We start from the raw sequence: 16,921 nt of genomic DNA, 5'->3' as shown, positions 1-16,921 counted from the left end.
TAACCGTAAATCTGTTTAAAACATCTCAGATTCACGGTTATTTGGCGTTTCTGTTTTTAATTTTAGTTGCTTCTATTATAAAATTTCTTAGTTCGGGCTTACTTACCATGAAGTGAGTGCATTCTTTTTAAAAAAAAGAAAAGCACTTTTTTATTTTGAAACTTCTTGTAAAGATTAAACGTATGATTAATTAAATTTATGAAGCAGGGAGCATTTACATTGATATTTACTATCATTCTAGTATTAGTTGGAGTTATTTTGCTATTAGTAATAGGATTCCTTTGGCTGCGTAAATGGATACAGAAACCTGATCCGGAATATGTATTAAATTTTATTGCCAAAAATCCAAACAGATCTTCGTTAACCATTGTAAAAAACGGAAAGTTACATATTAATTATCAAGGACAACAATTACGTCCGCTTGCGAGTACGGTTAAGATTATTCTAGCAATCGAATTCGCTCAACAAGCAGCTACTAAAGATATTGATCCAAGTGAGCTAATTGATGTAAAAGACTTAAACCGTTTTTATATCCCAGGAACGGACGGTGGTGCCCATCAAGAGTGGTTACATTCATTAGATCTTCTAACGGAGGGTAAAGTGCCCTTGAGCGAGGTTGCAAATGGAATGATTGCTTTTAGTTCGAATGCCAACACGGAATATTTAATGTGGCGGTTGGGGCTTGAACGTATCAATTCTAATTTAGAGAAACTTCAATTATCTATGCATGAAGAGATTTTTCCGATTGTATCCTATCTTCTTATTCCTTATGAAGTTGCAAAAGCTCATCATCTAGATATCTTTGATAGGAACCAAGCGAAAAAAGTGCTGAGTCTAGTTAAGGAAATGTCCAAGGAGGCATATAAAAATGAAGCGAATCGTATTCATGCCATATTAAGTCAAGACAGTGACGGCAAGTATAAAGAACAAGCAAACTTGGCGGCATGGCATAATTTAGGGTTTGACCAAATTGCTTCTAGAAAGCTTGTAAGGGCTACCACATCAGAATATGTCTCGATTGTACAAAAGATCAATAACACTTCCTTTTTTTCACAGGAAGTGATTGATCAACTGCAAGCAATTATGGAATGGCCGATGAAAAACTCTAGTAATCAAGATAGATTTCTACATCTTGGAGGTAAGGGAGGGTCAACAGCCGAGATTGTGACATTTGCATTATTCGCGGAGGATAAACAAGGAAATAAAACAGAGATAGCAGTCTTTTTTGAGGATGTTCATGGTTACGAAACAGTTAAACTCTCCACTAGTTTATCTGATTTTCAACTGGCCATTCTTACAAACTATACCGAGTGGCATGAAAAAATCGCTAGTGCTTTAAAAGGTAATAATTAGAAAAGAAAGTAGAAACTATGTACTTATCCTTGTAATATCTACAATCGTAATTGAAATACTGCCTTATATCATAGGGTGGTCTAATAAAGAAGAACCTTTTGTTTAAGGGAAGTTGAGAATATGGGGATACATTAGAAAAAGCCACAAAAAAGCACCTAATTAATTAGGGTGCTTTAAAATAGACTTCAGTTATGAAGACTATGATTATACACTTCCGTCTGTAATGCTTTTTCTTTTTCTAATCGTTCCTTTCGTTCTGACTCGAGCTTTTGGATGTAATTAGATTGAAGCCCAAATCTCCTAGCTTGGAACAAAGTTTCATCAAGGTATTTTTTTGACTGATCCATCATGCGAAGGATACCTCCTTTTACTGTTACTATTTCCTCTTTTTTCCATAATAAAACCTGCATTACAATAACAATTATTTAGAAAAGAATGGGAACAAGCATAATCTTATAGTTAATGAATTTATTTACTCCCAAGGGGGAAAATATACATTAAGTTAATAATAGGATGGGAGGATTACTCTTGCAGCTGCGGATGGAAATCACCTACGTCACGAAAAAAGGGATAAAAACGAATTTTAGCTCGGATGAGATGTCTACTAAGGCGGCACTTGAACTTGCTGAAGATCTTGAGAAAACTGGCCGGGTCAAACATTTAACTCTTCTCGATGAACATGATGCAAGCTGGACATTAAAGCAGTTGAGAAAATTTCTGGAAGAAGTGAAAACAGAGCCTTATCATATTACTGTGTATTTTGATGGGGGATTTGACCGGGAAACCCGAAAAGCTGGATTAGGATGTGTGATTTACTATGAACAAAATGAAAAATCTTATCGAATCAGAAGAAATGCATCAGTAGAAGGTTTGGTTAGTAATAATGAGGCAGAGTACGCTGCACTTCATCTTGGTCTGACTGAATTGGAATTATTAGAGGTCCATCATTTGCCCGTTACCTTCATTGGGGATTCGAAGGTGGTTGTTAATCAATTGAATGATGAGTGGCCTGTCTACGAATCAGAGTTGTCAAGCTGGCTTGATCGTATTGAGAATAAGATAGAAAAGCTTGGGATTACTCCATCTTATGAAGTGGTCTCAAGAAAAATGAATCGTGAGGCAGATCATTTAGCAACACAAGCGCTTGGTGGTATAGAAATAACTAGTCATCTTGAGCAGTAAAGGCCATTAGTATGCTCTGTACATGAGCCAACTATGAGGAATTCTAATGTATTTTAATTCGTCCATAGAACATGCTGGATAATTTATGTTCTAATCCCAAACCGTGCGATAACAATTGAAGCAAATTGTTATCGCACGGTTTTAGTTGTGGTTTTTATTCACCTTTAAAACTTGCTTTAAACAGGTATATAAATTCTGAGAAAGGGAAAAGTCAGGATAGACCAATAGTATAGGAGGAAGTCATGAAGAAGCAACATTTAAAAAATCCAGTATTTCTCATCTCAGCTTCAGTTATTTCTATATTAGTTGTTATCGGAGCAATTCTCCCTGGCCGCTTTGGCGCAGTGGCACAACGCTTATTTTTATTTACAACGACGAATTTCGGCTGGTTTTACTTGATTGCGGTTTTTGCTATTATTCTATTTTTAATTGGGATATCCATCAGTAAATATGGCAGAATTCGATTGGGCGGTGAAAATGAAAAGCCGGAGTTTCCTTTCTTTACATGGATAGGTATGCTCTTTTCCACAGGATTCGGAGCCGGGTTAGTATTCTGGGGAGTAGCTGAGCCGATGTCCCATTTCTTTGAGACTCCTTTTGCATCGATGGAAGGGCAGACAGAGACAGCTGCACGTGTAGCCATGGGGTATTCCTTTTTTCACTGGGGGATCAGTCAGTGGTCGGTATTTGCTATTGTAGGCTTGGCGATTGCTTTTATGCAATTCAGGAAGAGGGAAAGTGGGTTGATCTCTAAATCCATGGAACCTATAACTGGGAATAAAAAGGTAGTGAAGACAAGTATTGATTCATTGGCAGTCATCGCCACGGTAATGGGAGTAGCTACCTCCGTCGGGTTAGGAGTCTTGCAAATCCATGGAGGATTAAGTGCGGTTTTTGATGTATCTTCAGCTATTTGGGTACAGATTGCCATCATTGCTGTGATTTTTATTGCTTATACGGCATCTGCTACGACTGGACTAAATAAAGGAATCCGCTATTTGAGTAACTTGAATCTAGCTCTATGCTTTCTATTATTAATCTTTGTGTTTTTAATGGGGCCAACCGTGTTCATTTTGAATGCATTCACCTTAGGACTTGGAGATTATATTACAAATTTTATTCAATATAGTCTACGGCTTGAACCGTACGTTGGCGGAACATGGGTACGTGATTGGACGATTTTCTACTGGGCTTGGGCAATCTCTTGGTCCCCGTTTGTTGGTGCATTTGTTGCTCGGGTTTCAAGAGGTCGGACAATCCGTGAATTTATCGCTGGAGTGATGGTCGTTCCCCCAGCCATTGCTTGCTTCTGGATTGCCACATTCGGTGGAACAGCATTGTATAAAGATTTGAATGAAAACGCAGGTATTGCTGAGGCAGTTAATAACGATATAACAGTGGCGTTATTCCAAGTATTTGATAGCCTCCCGATGTCATTTATCATGTCGGTACTCGCTATCTTGTTGATTTTTACATTTTTAATTACATCAGCAGATTCAGCTTCTTATATATTGGCAAGTATGACGACGAAGGGAAGTTTAGTTCCCCCAACATATAAGAAGATAGTTTGGGGAGTCCTGATGTCAGGTATAGCAGCAGTATTATTAATTGCTGGAGGATTGGATGCGCTTCAGACCGCTTCATTAGTTGCAGCAGTACCGTTTACGGTAATCTTGCTGATTATGCTCGCTTCGATCTTCAAGATGCTGAAGAAGGAATTGATTCCAATATCGAGAAAAGATATAAGACGTTATGAGCGCATTGAAAAGCTAGCTGAAAAAGAAAAGAGCAAAAAGAAGGATTGATAAAAAGATGGGACAGGCTGTTGTTCTGTTCCATCTTTTTGATTTTGTGTAGTTCTTTAGGTTTGCTTTGAGTGAAACCTACACTCTTAACTACCTATTAGTATATAATCATTTTTTTGAATAGAGAAACTTTTTACAAAAAATTAACTCATTTCGTTCGATTTGTTGGTACAATCGTGCTGATGTCAACAATAGAAGGGGGAAAGTTAATGGAGAGGGCAGTCTTAAGAAGAAGTCTGGGATTTATTATTACATTCTGTATTATGTTTTTCGCGATAGCGGGAACAGTCTATGGAGAAGATGATGATCTTGTTAGATTGAAAGTTTTGCATACGAATGATCTGCATGCAAAAATTGATGAATTTGGAAAAATCGCCGCTTACATTGATGCAGAGAGAGAAAGTGCAGATCACTCGCTGTATTTAGATGCGGGGGATATTTTCAGTGGAAACCCCGTTGTCGACCTGCAATATGGTTCACCGATAATTGAACTATTAAACAATATGGAAGTAGATGCAATGACAATTGGAAATCATGAGTTTGATTATGGACAAGCAGAAACAGTTAAAAGAATGGAACAATCGAATTTTCCTTGGTTGAGCGCTAATACATATGTCACCGGTGATACGACGGTTCCATTTCCAAAGCCGAAACCGTACGAAATCTTTGAAGTGAACGGAGTGACGGTTGGTGTATTTGCATTAACTCAAGCACCACCAGCTACGGGGCCTGCTAATATTGTAGGCATAGAATTTGGCGACCCTATTGAAGTTGCGAAGGAATATGAGCGTTTGGCGGACGAAACAGATATCCTGATTGCCTTAACGCACATCGGTTATCCAGAAGATAGAGAATTGGCTGAGGAAGTCGATTTTTTTGATGTGATTATTGGGGCACATACTCATACTACATTGACGGAGCCGGCTATCGTAAACGGAACACCGATTGTACAGACAGGATCCAATGCTCAGAATATAGGGAACGTAACTGTTACTTATGATTCCGAAGCAGATGAAGTTATCGGTGTAGATGGTTTCCTCCAACCGGTAGAAGATTTAACGGAAATAGATTCCGAGATTCAAGGATTAGTTGATAAATATAATGGAGAAATGGATGAGATACTATCCGAAGAGATTGGGGAAACATCGACAGGACTGGATAGAAACAATTTTCATGAGACGGATAGTTCTATAGGAAATTTTTGGACCGATGCGATGCGCCATCATACAGGGGCGGATATCGCATTCACTAATACTGGGGGAATCCGTGCTGACATTGCACCTGGTACACTGACGGTCCGCGATATCTACACAGTTGAGCCGTTTGAAAATGAAATCATGACGATGGAGATAACGGGTGCAGCACTGAAGGATGTCATTCATTATTCTTATACACGAGATGGTCGTAATCAAATCGATTTGCAAACGTCAGGACTCCACTATACCATCATTACCGATCGTAATGGACAATATCTGGATGCGCGTTTAGAGAAGGATGGGAAGCCGGTCAAGGATGACGAAACGTTCGTGCTTGCAGTCAGTGATTTTCTCGCAAGCGGCGGCAGCGGGTATAACTTTGTCGGTGAAGTAGTTGAACCGTTAACAGGCAAAATGACAGAAGCAATGATCAATTATGCAAAGTATCTAACAGAACAAGGAGAAAAAGTCGATTTTTATAATGAAGGAAGAATAGCTATTGAGGTAGATGATGGTGCACCAGTTGAGGGAGAAGTAATTGGTTCGACCAATAATGGTTTGTCTTCCAAAAATAAAGAGCAAGGCGATACAGGATTAGGAAATCTGTATACGGATGCTGTACGAGCTTGGACAGATGCTGACTTTGCAATTCTTAATGGGTCCTCAGTAACAGGTTCAATCCCTGCAGGTGATATTTTAGATAAACAAATTGAGGCTTTAGATCGTCATGGTAATGAGATTGTAGCAGTAAAAACGACGGGTAAAAAATTAAAAGAAATGATTCTAACCCAATCACAGTATGCTAACCAGGTAGACATCCAAGTTTCCGGTTTCCATTATTCATTGATTGAGGAAAATGGAAAGTTCATTGATGTGTACTTAACATTACCAGACGGTTCACCTCTAGATTTAAATGCTGAATATGTTGTTGCGTATAATGACTACATGCACGGTGCTCCATTTTATAACATTGGAACAGAAACTGTTGGCTCTAATTTTGGTCCAGTTTGGAAGTCAGTCGTGGATTTTGTGAAAAAACATGATGGTCCAATCGATTATGAAGAAGGTTCAAGGATTAAAATCTCCGAACCGTCTGATCAAGTAGTCCAAGCTGAAATCAAAGTTAAAGATGGATTGGTGACCGTTGCAGATGCATCAATTGCCAGACTTGCAGACAAAGGAACATTAATTATTGAATTACCGTCAGATATAGCAAAAATCACTGTTCACTTTACTGAAGAGCAATTGCGTGAACTCGTTGAAAAGCAAGCGACAATTGTTATTATGCGAAAAGGTGAAGTATCATTAGTCATCCCAGCCATTGAATTTGCAAAGAACAATGAATTATCCGTTGGGTTAGAACGATTAAATATGGAAAATCCAATTAGTGCGGTGTATGATTTCACGATTAAAGATGGTGAAAAGGAAATTACTGAATTTAATCATGCCATCGAGATGATCTTCGTCTTAAATGAAGAGGAAGTAACCAATAAAGAAGCTCTAAGAGTAGCACATTTAAATGAAGATGATGAGTGGGAAGCATTGGAGACATTCTACGAAGAAGGTATGGCTGTGGCATTTACGGATCACTTCAGCACCTTCGCAGTTATTGAAGTAGAAAAGAAAACCGATGAGGAAGGTAAAAACCCGCCAGGAAACTCTAAGGATGACGAAAATGTCGCTGCTAGTTCAACAAATAAAGGCGGAAAATCCGGAGACAACAATTCAAAAGCAAATACCACCGGCAAACAATTGCCCAAAACGGCAACAGATATATTTAATTGGATATTGATTGGTGTATTGCTCATTGCAGCAAGTTGCACATTATACTTTATTCAACGAAAGAAAGCCTCAAAGGCATAAGAAAAATCGGGTTGAACAAGAGAGTGAACTCTTGAACGACCCGATTATCTTTTTTCTTTTCTCTCAACTAAATATAAGATGCCTAACACGCTTGATACGGCTAGAATCAGATTTTCTCCAAATCTAGTAAGCTAATCATGTATGAAAAGAAAATCATCCACACGACAACATTTCCATACTTCATAACTTATCCCATTGGAAAGAAAACTAATTGTAATAGAAACAACACAGCAAATAGGTAAATCAGCCAATGTACATCTTTGCCTTTTCCGTGTGCTAATTTCATCAACGGATAAGTAATGAAGCCGACTGCAATTCCAGTTGCAATACTGGATGTAAATGGCATGGCAAGCATCGTAATGAACGTAGGGAAAGCTTCATCAAATGATTTCCAGTCAATTCTTGCTAAGCCTTGCATCATGAATGACCCCACAATAATCAGTACAGGTGATGTAATAGCGGGAACACTTGCTACAACGCTGATAATTGGAGTAAAGAATATGGATATAGCAAACAGTATAGCCACCACTACGGCGGTGAAACCTGTTCGGCCACCTGCTGCAACGCCTGAAGTGGATTCTATATAAGCAGTGGAAGGACTTGTTCCGAACATGGAACCAACCGTTGTGGCAGTCGCGTCTGCTAGCAGAGCCTGCTTCGAACGGGGCAGGTGTCCATTTTTCATAAATCCACCTTGCTCAGCAACACCAATCATTGTACCAGTTGTATCGAATAACGTGACAAGTAAAAATGCAATGACGACAGTGTAAAGCCCATGTGTGAATACTCCAGTAATATCCAAATCAAAGAATACAGGTGCCGGCGGGGTGGAGATGATTCCATCGAACTGGATCATCCCTGTAAAATAGGCGATAATTCCAGTGGCAATCATACCTAAGAACAATGCGCCTTTTATATGTAATACGTATAAAATCAAAGTCAAAAATAAACCGAAAATCGTCAGCATTACCATTGGATCAGTCAAATCACCCATTCCGGTAATGTTGACTTCATTAGGGACAACGAGGCCGGCGTTTTTCAATCCGACGAATGCGATGAATAATCCAATCCCCGCCGTAATTCCAAATTTCAAACTGTCAGGAATCTCATTGATTAAAGTTTCGCGAAGATTTGTCAGACTAAGAAGTAAAAATAGTATCCCAGCAATAAAAACAGTTCCAAACACAACCTGATAGGATAAATCTTGGGTTGCAACAACGGAAGCGAAATAGGCATTTAATCCCATGCCAGGTGCAATGGCAATTGGATACTTTGCGAATAATCCCATCAGTAATGATCCTACTATTGCGGCAATTACGGTAGCCATAAACACTTGGTCGAATGGTACACCAGCACCATGTAAAATTGCTGGGTTCACTACAACGATATATGCCATCGTAAGGAATGTTGTCATTCCAGCAGTGAACTCGGTTTGGATGGTAGTGTTATTTTCTTTAAACTTGAAGAATTTCTCTAACATAAACACCATTCTTTCTAAATTTATTATGAAGAATTCCGATCCGCATGATGGTCATGCTATTTTCTTATTGAATCGATATCCATTCATCAACCTTACATATAATATCGGTTATTTACCATATAATCAACTGTCAAATTACAGAGATGGATTAACTCCTCTTCAAATTGGGAAAAGTACATCAGAGTGCTATATTTTTCACGTGTAAATTAGGAGGAGATTTATAAATGAATATGGAACAAAACAACGGTAAAATCACACCACCAGCTCAGCAACAGGATGAGCAGCCGGGAATTGAAGAAAAGATGCATCCCGAACCGGAGTATTTGAACCCTGATTATCAAGGAAGCAATAAGCTGCAAGGCAAAGTCGCGATTGTCACGGGAGGAGATAGTGGTATCGGAAGAGCAGTGAGTGTATACTTTGCTAAAGAAGGTGCAGATGTAGCAATCATTTATTTGAATGAACACAATGATGCTGAAGATACGAAGCGGCTTGTGGAACAAGCGGGACAAAAATGTCTCCTTGTTAGTGGAGATATTGGCAGCCAGTCCTTCTGTGAGTCTGCGGTGACTCAAGTGTTAGAGGCTTTCAATAAAATTGATATTCTAGTTAATAATGCTGCAGAACAACATCCTCAAGATAATTTTATGGACATTACAAGCGAACAATTAGAAAAAACGTTCCGCACGAATGTGTTTAGCATGTTTTATATGACGAAGGCGGTGCTTCCGAATCTGAAAGAGGGGAGTTCCATTATTAATACGTCCTCGATAACAGCCTATAAAGGGAATGTCACGTTGATTGATTATTCCGCTACAAAAGGTGCGATCACTTCTTTCACCAGATCACTGTCAGGTTCATTAGTAGATAAGGGAATTCGAGTAAATTCGGTGGCACCAGGACCAATCTGGACTCCATTGATTCCTGCAACTTTCGATAAAAATAAAGTAGGAGAGTTTGGAGGGACTACACCGATGAAACGTCCCGGACAACCGAAAGAATTAGCACCTGCCTACGTTTACTTGGCAAGTGACGATTCCAGTTATGTAACTGGACAAACTATTCATATTAATGGTGGAACGATTGTTAATGGGTAAGTAAATATAAACGGGTCAGAGTCTGATTTTACATACAGGCTCTGACCCATTTTATATTAATAATAGTCACTAAATACATCAAGTTGCTCTAGATTTGTAATATCATGCGAGAGAAGAGGGACATGAATCAATTTTTGTTTACGGAATGTGTCGTTGATTTGTTTTAAATATTGTTCCTCATGTATCTTTCGTTGTTTCAAGAATTCTCCGTCCGCCTCTTCGGGTAATATTTTATTTACAATGATTGTTTTAACATGTAATTCGTATTTATGAAGTAAATCAATTGCTTTTTTAGTTTCTAATATCGGAAGTCTCTCAGGATTCAGCACGAAAATAAATCCTGTCTTATCTTCGTTTAAGAGAATTTCACGTGCCTTGGCAAAACGGTTTTTCCTCTCAAGTAACACTTCATAAATTGGATCTTCGATTGGCTCACCATCATTCAGTAGTTGTACATAGTTTTCATTAGTTTTCTTGCGTTTACGCAACATACCTTCAATCCATACTCCCATTAACTCGGGCAATGTTAATAGCCTAATGGTATGGCCAGTGGGGGCTGTATCAAAAACGAGATGATCATAATCTTCCCCTTCTTCAAGGATAATAGAGATGAGCTTGTCAAATAATGCCGCTTCATCCGCTCCAGGAGATGCTTTTGCGGTATCTAATTGGCGGTAAACTTCATCCCTCATCCCTGGATTAACAATTCCTTTAATATTATCTTTTACCGAGTTTATGTATTTCGTTGTTTCAAGTGCAGCATCAATTTCCAAACCATACAGATTTGTATTCAATTTCTTTGGCTCGCCACCAATTTTTTTAGAAAAAATATCTCCCAAATTATGTGCTGGATCGGTGGATATGAGTAATGTTTTTTTACCGGATTTAGCAAGTTTCCAAGCGATGGCGGCAGCTGAAGTAGATTTGCCAACTCCTCCCTTACCTCCGATAAATAACGTTTTCTTAGTCTGTTCTATCATATGGATTCTCCTTTTTATCTTTTAGCAACAACGGATTCCAGAAAGGGGGGACTTCTCCATACCCATTCGAAGATGCCAGTCATGGAACCGTTCAATCATGTAAGGATATAGCTCTAATGTGTAATAATAAACCGGGTTAGGAATGCCGATCATCTCAGAGTAGAGCATCAAGAGAAACAAATCATCTTCTTCCCGTAATTCTCTCGCAATCTCTGTACGATGTGGCATGCTGAGGATTTCTTCGTATAACTTAACTAGTTGTTTTACCCGCTCTAGCATGAGAACACCTTCTTTTTCTAGATATGTATAGAAAGGGATCATGTACATGATCCCTTTTGATTTATTATCCTATTTTTTCGTCGTCGATTTTTCCTAAGTCGTCAAATTTTCCTCTGAATACTTGTATTGCAGTTAAGCAAATCCATGCAGTAAACACGAATATGATAGAACCTAGTACGAAAAGCAGTGTACTTGCTTGTTCTCCAAACCAGATCCATTGGAAAAATACTTGCTGGAACATCGCATATAATGTCATAAACATGACGAATATCATTGGCACCAGGGTAACGACATAGTTTACACCTCTTCGTTTCAGCCAAATGGAGATGAGAAGTAAACTGATTCCAGCTAATAACTGGTTCGATGTACCAAATAATGGCCAGATCAAGTATCCTCCAGAACCGAATCCGTTTGGTCCTTCAGGCAGGATTGCCAGTGCAGCACTTGATAGGACTGCAACTGATGTAGCGACGTGCTTCTTAGTAAGTGGTTGAACATTGTATTCTGTTCCAATTTCAGCAATAATGTAGCGCATGAGTCGTACAGCAGTATCTAATGTTGTAGCAGCAAAACTAACAACAATTATGGAGACGATTGTAACAGATACATGTGCTGGAATACCTAATCCACCAGCTAGGATAGATGCCCCTTCTACAAAATTCCCGAGTCCACCGGCATTTGCAGCAGTGAAGCTAGAATAGGCTTGCGTAAAGGCATCTGTACTGCTGAATAGCGTTGCAACTGCAAGAATAGAAATTAATGCCAAAACTCCTTCACCAACAGCACCTAAATATCCAACAAATCGGGCATCTGTTTCTTTATTCAGCTGTTTGGCGGAAGTACCAGATGAAACAAGACCATGGAAACCTGATATGGCTCCACAAGCAATCGTGATAAATAAAAGTGGCAACCATGACGTATCCGGATTAGGATTTGTAGCCGGTGCTGTAATAGTCGGATTTGTAAATAATAGACCTAAATATAGAATTCCTAGTCCTACTACTAGTTGGTGTGAGTTGATGAAATCCCTTGGTTGTAGAAGCATCCAAACTGGTAATGTTGATGCAATGTAAACATAAATCATTAAGATTGCAATCCAAATCATAAATGCTGTTCCAACCGTGCCTAAACCAAAGAGACCAGCTGCATCTTCGCCACCCATATATTTGACGAGATCAATTTGTAAGAATTCATATTGCGCAGCAAATATTGCCGCTGCATACATGACAGCAAGAGCAATTAAAGACGGGACAAGCATTTTCGCTTTCCGTTTATAAACTGCAAATCCTATCCATACCGCAAGAGGGATTTGAATAAATACTGGTAACACACTTGCAGGATAGGATACGAAAAGATTAGCGATAACCCAAGCAAAAACTGCATTAACCATTAATACCAATGTTAGGATGATAAATAAAAACAATAATTTCCCGCGTCTACCAATTAATTTTTCAGCTATGGTACCAATAGATTGCCCTTTATTACGCACGGAAATCGCCAACGTACCAAAATCATGTACACCAGCTGCAAAGACGGTGCCGAGGATTACCCATAAAAATGCAGGCAACCAACCCCAATACAATGCTATTGCAGGACCCAAAATTGGTGCTGCACCTGCCACAGACGTAAAGTGATGACCCCATAGAACAAACTTGTTTGTAGGGACAAAATCCACGCCGTCATTATATCTGTGTGCCGGCGTTTTATAATTGGGATCTAATTTGAAAATCTTTTCAGCAACAAATTTCGAATAATAACGATAACCTAAAGCTAATACAATCATTCCAATTATTGCTACTAATATTGCATTCAAAGCATGTCCTCCTTTATAAAAAATTATTTATCAACTATTATATATTTATTTAAATAAATGTAAATAATAAAGTTAATTTTTAAATAAAATATTTTCTGTTAATTGCAATATAAACGGATATCGAGTCAAATGTTGACTTTTCTTTCAGAATATATATATTATTTAAATAAGTGAATATGACCTACCGAGAATAAACAGGACGGATTTATGTGAAAGCGTTTACCTAATTTCGAAGGAGGAAATTCATGGTGCATAGTGATGTTGGTGGTATTCAAGACATTGTAAAAGCAAGTAAACTTGTTTATCCAAGTAAAGGAGAACAGAAGAAGACTAATCTTGGGGATAGTGAAGCTTTTCAAGCATTGTTGAAGAAATCACAAGAGGATCCAGAGACATTTTGGGCAGAGGTTGCTAATGAGTTACACTGGTTTGAACCTTGGGAAGAAACAATGAGCGGTGAGCTGCCTGACTTTGAGTTTTTTAGAGGCGGCGTCAGTAATCCTTGTTATAACTTGATCGATCGTCATATTGAAAATGGTGCAGGTAACCGAACCGCACTTATCTGGGAAGGTGAGGACGGTACTTCGAGCTTCTATACGTATAACATGCTTTTAGCTGAAGTTAATCGTTTTGCTAATGTATTGAAGTCGTTTGGTGTACAAAAAGGTGATCCTGTTGCAATATATTTGCCGAATCTCGCTGAATCTTTTATTGCCATCCTTGCCTGCTTCCGACTTGGGGCAGTGTATAGCACGATTTTCTCCGGTTTTTCTGAACAATCTTTACGTGATCGACTCCAAGCATTTGAACCAAAAGTCGTCGTAACTGCAGATGCGGGCTTACGACGTGGTAAAGTAATACCTCTGAAAGAAAAAGTAGATATCGTTATTCAAGATATTCCAACTGTAGAAGGTGTCATTGTCGTTGATCGATTAGGGACAAGTCCTGTCATGGAAATTGGTAGAGACGTTTGGTGGCATGAGGAGCGGAAAAGTGTTTCGATTCATTGTGAGCCGACTCCCATTGAGGCAAATGAACCTGGAATAGTTTTTTATACGAGCGGGACAACTGGTAAACCAAAGGGTGTCGTTCATTCAGGAATTGCTTTCGTCGTACAAAATTATATTTATGGAAAATATCATATGAACCATCAGCCGGATGATGTGTTCTGGTGTACAGCAGACGTCGGCTGGCTGACGATGCATATATGGGGTGTGGCAGGTTCTTTGGCAAATGGTGTGACTACAGTCGTCTATGAAGGTGCACCGAATTATCCGGAGCAAGACCGTTTTTATCAAATTATTGAAAAATACCGGGTGAACAAGCTGTTTACCGCACCAACTGCATTACGGATGCTTAAGAGTCTAGGGGAGAAAGCACTCGAATCTTATGATTTATCTTGCCTTGATGTCATATCACTTGTTGGCGAGCCATTTGACCCGGAAACCTGGCATTGGACGAGAGATGTATTAGGTCGAGGTAAAATCAATGTTAATAATACATGGGGACAAACCGAAACAGCTGGAACACCACTTGCTGGAGCAGCATGGCTTACGCCGATGAAACCAGGCTCTGCAGGGGTGGCCTTTTTAGGAATTGATGCTGCGGTAGTCGATGCTGCAGGGGAGCCAGTTCCTCCAGGGACATTAGGCAACCTTGTCATCCGCAAGCCTTTCCCAATGTTATGCCGTACGTTATGGAAAGAACCGCAACGCTACTATGAACAATATTTCAGCCAAGTAGAAGGGAACTATTATGCAAGTGACATTGCTCTAGTAGATGAAGATGGCTACTTCTGGGTCGTTGGCCGTTCCGATGACGCATTCAATGTTTCTGGACATAGACTAAGTACAATGGAAATGGAAAGTGCTGTCCTCGAAGTGCCCGGAGTGTCAGAAGCGGCGGTCATTGGAGCACCCGATAAGATTAAAGGTGAAGTTCCAGTTATTTTTGTGACTGTAGCAGAGGGATATGATGGGGATGAGGGATTGCGACAGAAAGTGGAAGAGAGTATCGTGAATAGTATTGGTCAAATCGCCCGTCCTCGGGAAATCTTTATAGTTGAGGCCATGCCAAAAACGGTCAGCGGAAAAATTATGCGCAGGCTATTAAAAGAATTACAAGTAACTGGTGAAGTTGCCGGTGATGTGACTGGCCTTGAAGATCCTGCTGCTATTGATCGTATTAAAGAAGTGGTTACTGTTAAAAAAGTCTAATTACTAATTATATGCTATAAAAGCTAGAACTGTCAGGAAGCTGGCAGTTCTAGCTTTTTATGATGAGCTTTAAATTCAAGAAGTCTTCATACCTTTTTTTATCTTAAGCAGATTCTTGTAATTGCTGTTTGGTCTCTTTCTGTCTAAACATAAGTTGCAGTACTAAAATGATTTCGATTAAAACAAGTGCTATTATTACCCAAAAACCAACGTTTATAACGACCTCCTGAATTGAGGATATAATTGGTCTTTGCACAGGGAGAAACCCAGTGAATGTATAAAACATGGAAAATGTAAAGATTCTGCTCCATTGGCTGACGTTGTACACAAAGACTGCCCTTTTCCATCCCGATTCCTTCACTAATCTGATCAACCGATAAATCTCAATACCCTCCACTATTAGAAAGATAGTTACGGTCAACCCCCAGAGAACGAATAAACTTTGTTCATTAAAAGCACCACTCACGATACTAGCAACACCAGAAATTGATAACGCGCCATGAAGAATACAATTCGTATTATTCCAATCTGTTTCGACACTCCACGAATGTTCCGTATATCTTTTCACAATCAGGAAAGTACCTAGGATGTAAAAACAAAAACCCACTGTTAGTAAACTATATGTTAGTTGTTTCGGTACATTTGTATAAACGTTGTGGAAGAGGACAATCAGCGATTGCGTACTTACGGTTGTTAAAAGAAGAATTCCATGCACTTGTACGATACGTAACCGGAAGATAGTCATTATCGCCTTAACACTTATCAAACAATAAAAAATCCACAGTGCAGCATTGAACCAGCTAAGCCCTCTGTAATTAGAATCTTTGCAAAGTTAGTATGAAAAAATCCGTCACCAAAGAACAAATTCATTACCCCTTGGAGAACAATTCCAAAAGCCATAATGGAAGCCATTGTAGACGTATGGATGTATATTTGATGTTTCAATATATACGAAATTAAACCGATATATAATAGAATAAATAGTAATATTATCAATTCAATCACCATTATCCACTATAACATATCTTAGAGTGGGCCAGACAGCTCTTCGCAAACTATTTTTGTTGTAAAATTAAATGAAACTTGATTTGGATATATCCGTATAATAGTTACTCATCATTTCTAAGGGAGTTTTTGCATGTCAAATAACATGAATGATCCGACATCACCACGAGAGGATGACGATATTCCTTTCCGTGAAATGAACCGTAAACAAAAAATAACGACGGTAATTATCATTACAGCCCTACTTACCATGGCAGCGGGTATTTTATTTGGAATATATTTCTTTGGAATGGCTGGTTTATTTAATATTTTTGGTGTACAGTATGATTCGCTGCTTTCACTTGCGATATTCGTAATCAGTGTCTTTTTTCTTGGAATCATTGCTGATTTCTGCTTTTTAGTGATTTATGTCATTCTCATTCCGAAAATCAATAACAATTCAACCCTGCTAATCTTAAGCATCTTGGTTGAAACATTTAAAAACTGGCTTGTACTGTTTACAGTAGATGAATTTATGGGAAGTATATCATTAGCTTTACATACCGAATGGATATTAGCTTTCATCCTAGCATTGATTGAAATCGCGTTTAATGATGAGAAGCTGGATAATTGGAAAAGAAAGGACGTGGCATAGTGCTATTACACAAGCACG

The 16,921-nt window shown here is 38.9% G+C and carries 14 protein-coding genes; 7 read left to right on the top strand and 7 right to left on the bottom strand.

Annotated features, from left to right (window positions below; genetic code table 11):
* Positions 1-219 precede the first annotated feature (219 nt).
* Positions 220-1,353 carry a serine hydrolase gene (locus ACFSBH_RS17175; protein WP_379598778.1) on the top strand — a complete coding sequence of 378 codons (1,134 nt, stop codon included), beginning with the start codon at positions 220-222 and terminating at the stop codon, positions 1,351-1,353.
* A 185-nt stretch (positions 1,354-1,538) separates the two neighbouring features.
* Here ACFSBH_RS17175 and ACFSBH_RS17170 read toward each other — a convergent pair whose 3' ends face one another.
* Entirely contained in the window at positions 1,539-1,703 is a 165-nt protein-coding gene (locus ACFSBH_RS17170) for a hypothetical protein (RefSeq protein WP_251515677.1), read from the bottom strand.
* A gap of 178 nt (positions 1,704-1,881) precedes the next feature.
* Here ACFSBH_RS17170 and ACFSBH_RS17165 point away from each other — a divergent pair, with 178 nt between their 5' ends.
* The 3 genes from ACFSBH_RS17165 to ACFSBH_RS17155 all read left to right on the top strand — a co-directional run bounded on the left by ACFSBH_RS17165 (position 1,882) and on the right by ACFSBH_RS17155 (position 7,399).
* A complete protein-coding gene (locus tag ACFSBH_RS17165) occupies positions 1,882-2,535 on the top strand; it encodes a reverse transcriptase-like protein (protein ID WP_379598776.1) in 654 nt (217 codons plus the stop codon).
* 242 nt (positions 2,536-2,777) lie between these two features.
* Positions 2,778-4,340 (top strand): BCCT family transporter, encoded by a 1,563-nt coding sequence (locus tag ACFSBH_RS17160; RefSeq protein ID WP_379598774.1) that lies wholly within the window; start codon positions 2,778-2,780, stop codon positions 4,338-4,340.
* Between the two features lie 209 nt (positions 4,341-4,549).
* The gene (locus tag ACFSBH_RS17155; RefSeq protein ID WP_379598772.1) at positions 4,550-7,399 is read left to right on the top strand and encodes a 5'-nucleotidase C-terminal domain-containing protein; all 2,850 of its coding nucleotides are present in this window, start codon (positions 4,550-4,552) and stop codon (positions 7,397-7,399) included.
* A 187-nt stretch (positions 7,400-7,586) separates the two neighbouring features.
* Here the strand turns inward: ACFSBH_RS17155 and ACFSBH_RS17150 are convergent, their stop codons facing one another.
* A complete protein-coding gene (locus ACFSBH_RS17150) occupies positions 7,587-8,879 on the bottom strand; it encodes an NCS2 family permease (protein WP_251515669.1) in 1,293 nt (430 codons plus the stop codon).
* 224 nt (positions 8,880-9,103) lie between these two features.
* On the opposite strand from ACFSBH_RS17150, the gene ACFSBH_RS17145 reads away from it, so the two are divergent.
* Positions 9,104-9,976 (top strand): SDR family oxidoreductase, encoded by an 873-nt coding sequence (locus tag ACFSBH_RS17145; protein ID WP_379598770.1) that lies wholly within the window; start codon positions 9,104-9,106, stop codon positions 9,974-9,976.
* Between the two features lie 56 nt (positions 9,977-10,032).
* Here the strand turns inward: ACFSBH_RS17145 and ACFSBH_RS17140 are convergent, their stop codons facing one another.
* The 3 genes from ACFSBH_RS17140 to ACFSBH_RS17130 form a co-directional block, all read right to left on the bottom strand.
* Complete coding sequence (locus tag ACFSBH_RS17140; RefSeq protein WP_379598769.1) at positions 10,033-10,956, bottom strand: ArsA family ATPase; 924 nt, start codon at positions 10,954-10,956, stop codon at positions 10,033-10,035.
* A 21-nt stretch (positions 10,957-10,977) separates the two neighbouring features.
* The gene (locus tag ACFSBH_RS17135) at positions 10,978-11,235 is read right to left on the bottom strand and encodes a cory-CC-star protein (RefSeq protein ID WP_251515663.1); all 258 of its coding nucleotides are present in this window, start codon (positions 11,233-11,235) and stop codon (positions 10,978-10,980) included.
* Between the two features lie 64 nt (positions 11,236-11,299).
* On the bottom strand, positions 11,300-13,048 hold the full coding sequence (locus ACFSBH_RS17130; protein WP_251515661.1) for a carbon starvation CstA family protein: 1,749 nt from the start codon (positions 13,046-13,048) through the stop codon (positions 11,300-11,302).
* A 245-nt stretch (positions 13,049-13,293) separates the two neighbouring features.
* On the opposite strand from ACFSBH_RS17130, the gene acs reads away from it, so the two are divergent.
* Positions 13,294-15,264, top strand: coding sequence for an acetate--CoA ligase (gene acs, locus ACFSBH_RS17125; protein ID WP_379598766.1), 1,971 nt, complete (start codon positions 13,294-13,296; stop codon positions 15,262-15,264).
* A gap of 103 nt (positions 15,265-15,367) precedes the next feature.
* On the opposite strand, the gene ACFSBH_RS17120 is transcribed toward acs, so the two are convergent.
* Together ACFSBH_RS17120 and ACFSBH_RS17115 are read right to left on the bottom strand one after the other, a co-directional pair.
* Positions 15,368-16,030: a TDT family transporter gene (locus ACFSBH_RS17120; protein ID WP_379598764.1), complete on the bottom strand. Its 663-nt coding sequence runs from the start codon at positions 16,028-16,030 to the stop codon at positions 15,368-15,370.
* Positions 16,027-16,272: a hypothetical protein gene (locus tag ACFSBH_RS17115; RefSeq protein WP_379598762.1), complete on the bottom strand. Its 246-nt coding sequence runs from the start codon at positions 16,270-16,272 to the stop codon at positions 16,027-16,029. Before ACFSBH_RS17115 ends, ACFSBH_RS17120 begins: the two co-directional genes overlap by 4 nt.
* Positions 16,273-16,402: 130 nt before the next feature.
* Here ACFSBH_RS17115 and ACFSBH_RS17110 point away from each other — a divergent pair, with 130 nt between their 5' ends.
* Positions 16,403-16,903, top strand: a complete 501-nt coding sequence (locus ACFSBH_RS17110) for a regulatory YrvL family protein (protein WP_379598760.1) — start codon at positions 16,403-16,405, stop codon at positions 16,901-16,903.
* The last annotated feature ends 18 nt before the right edge of the window (positions 16,904-16,921 follow it).

It is taken from the genome of Oceanobacillus luteolus, assembly GCF_042678205.1.
Taxonomy (GTDB): domain Bacteria; phylum Bacillota; class Bacilli; order Bacillales; family Amphibacillaceae; genus Oceanobacillus; species Oceanobacillus luteolus.
This window is presented reverse-complemented; position numbering and strand designations above follow the sequence as displayed.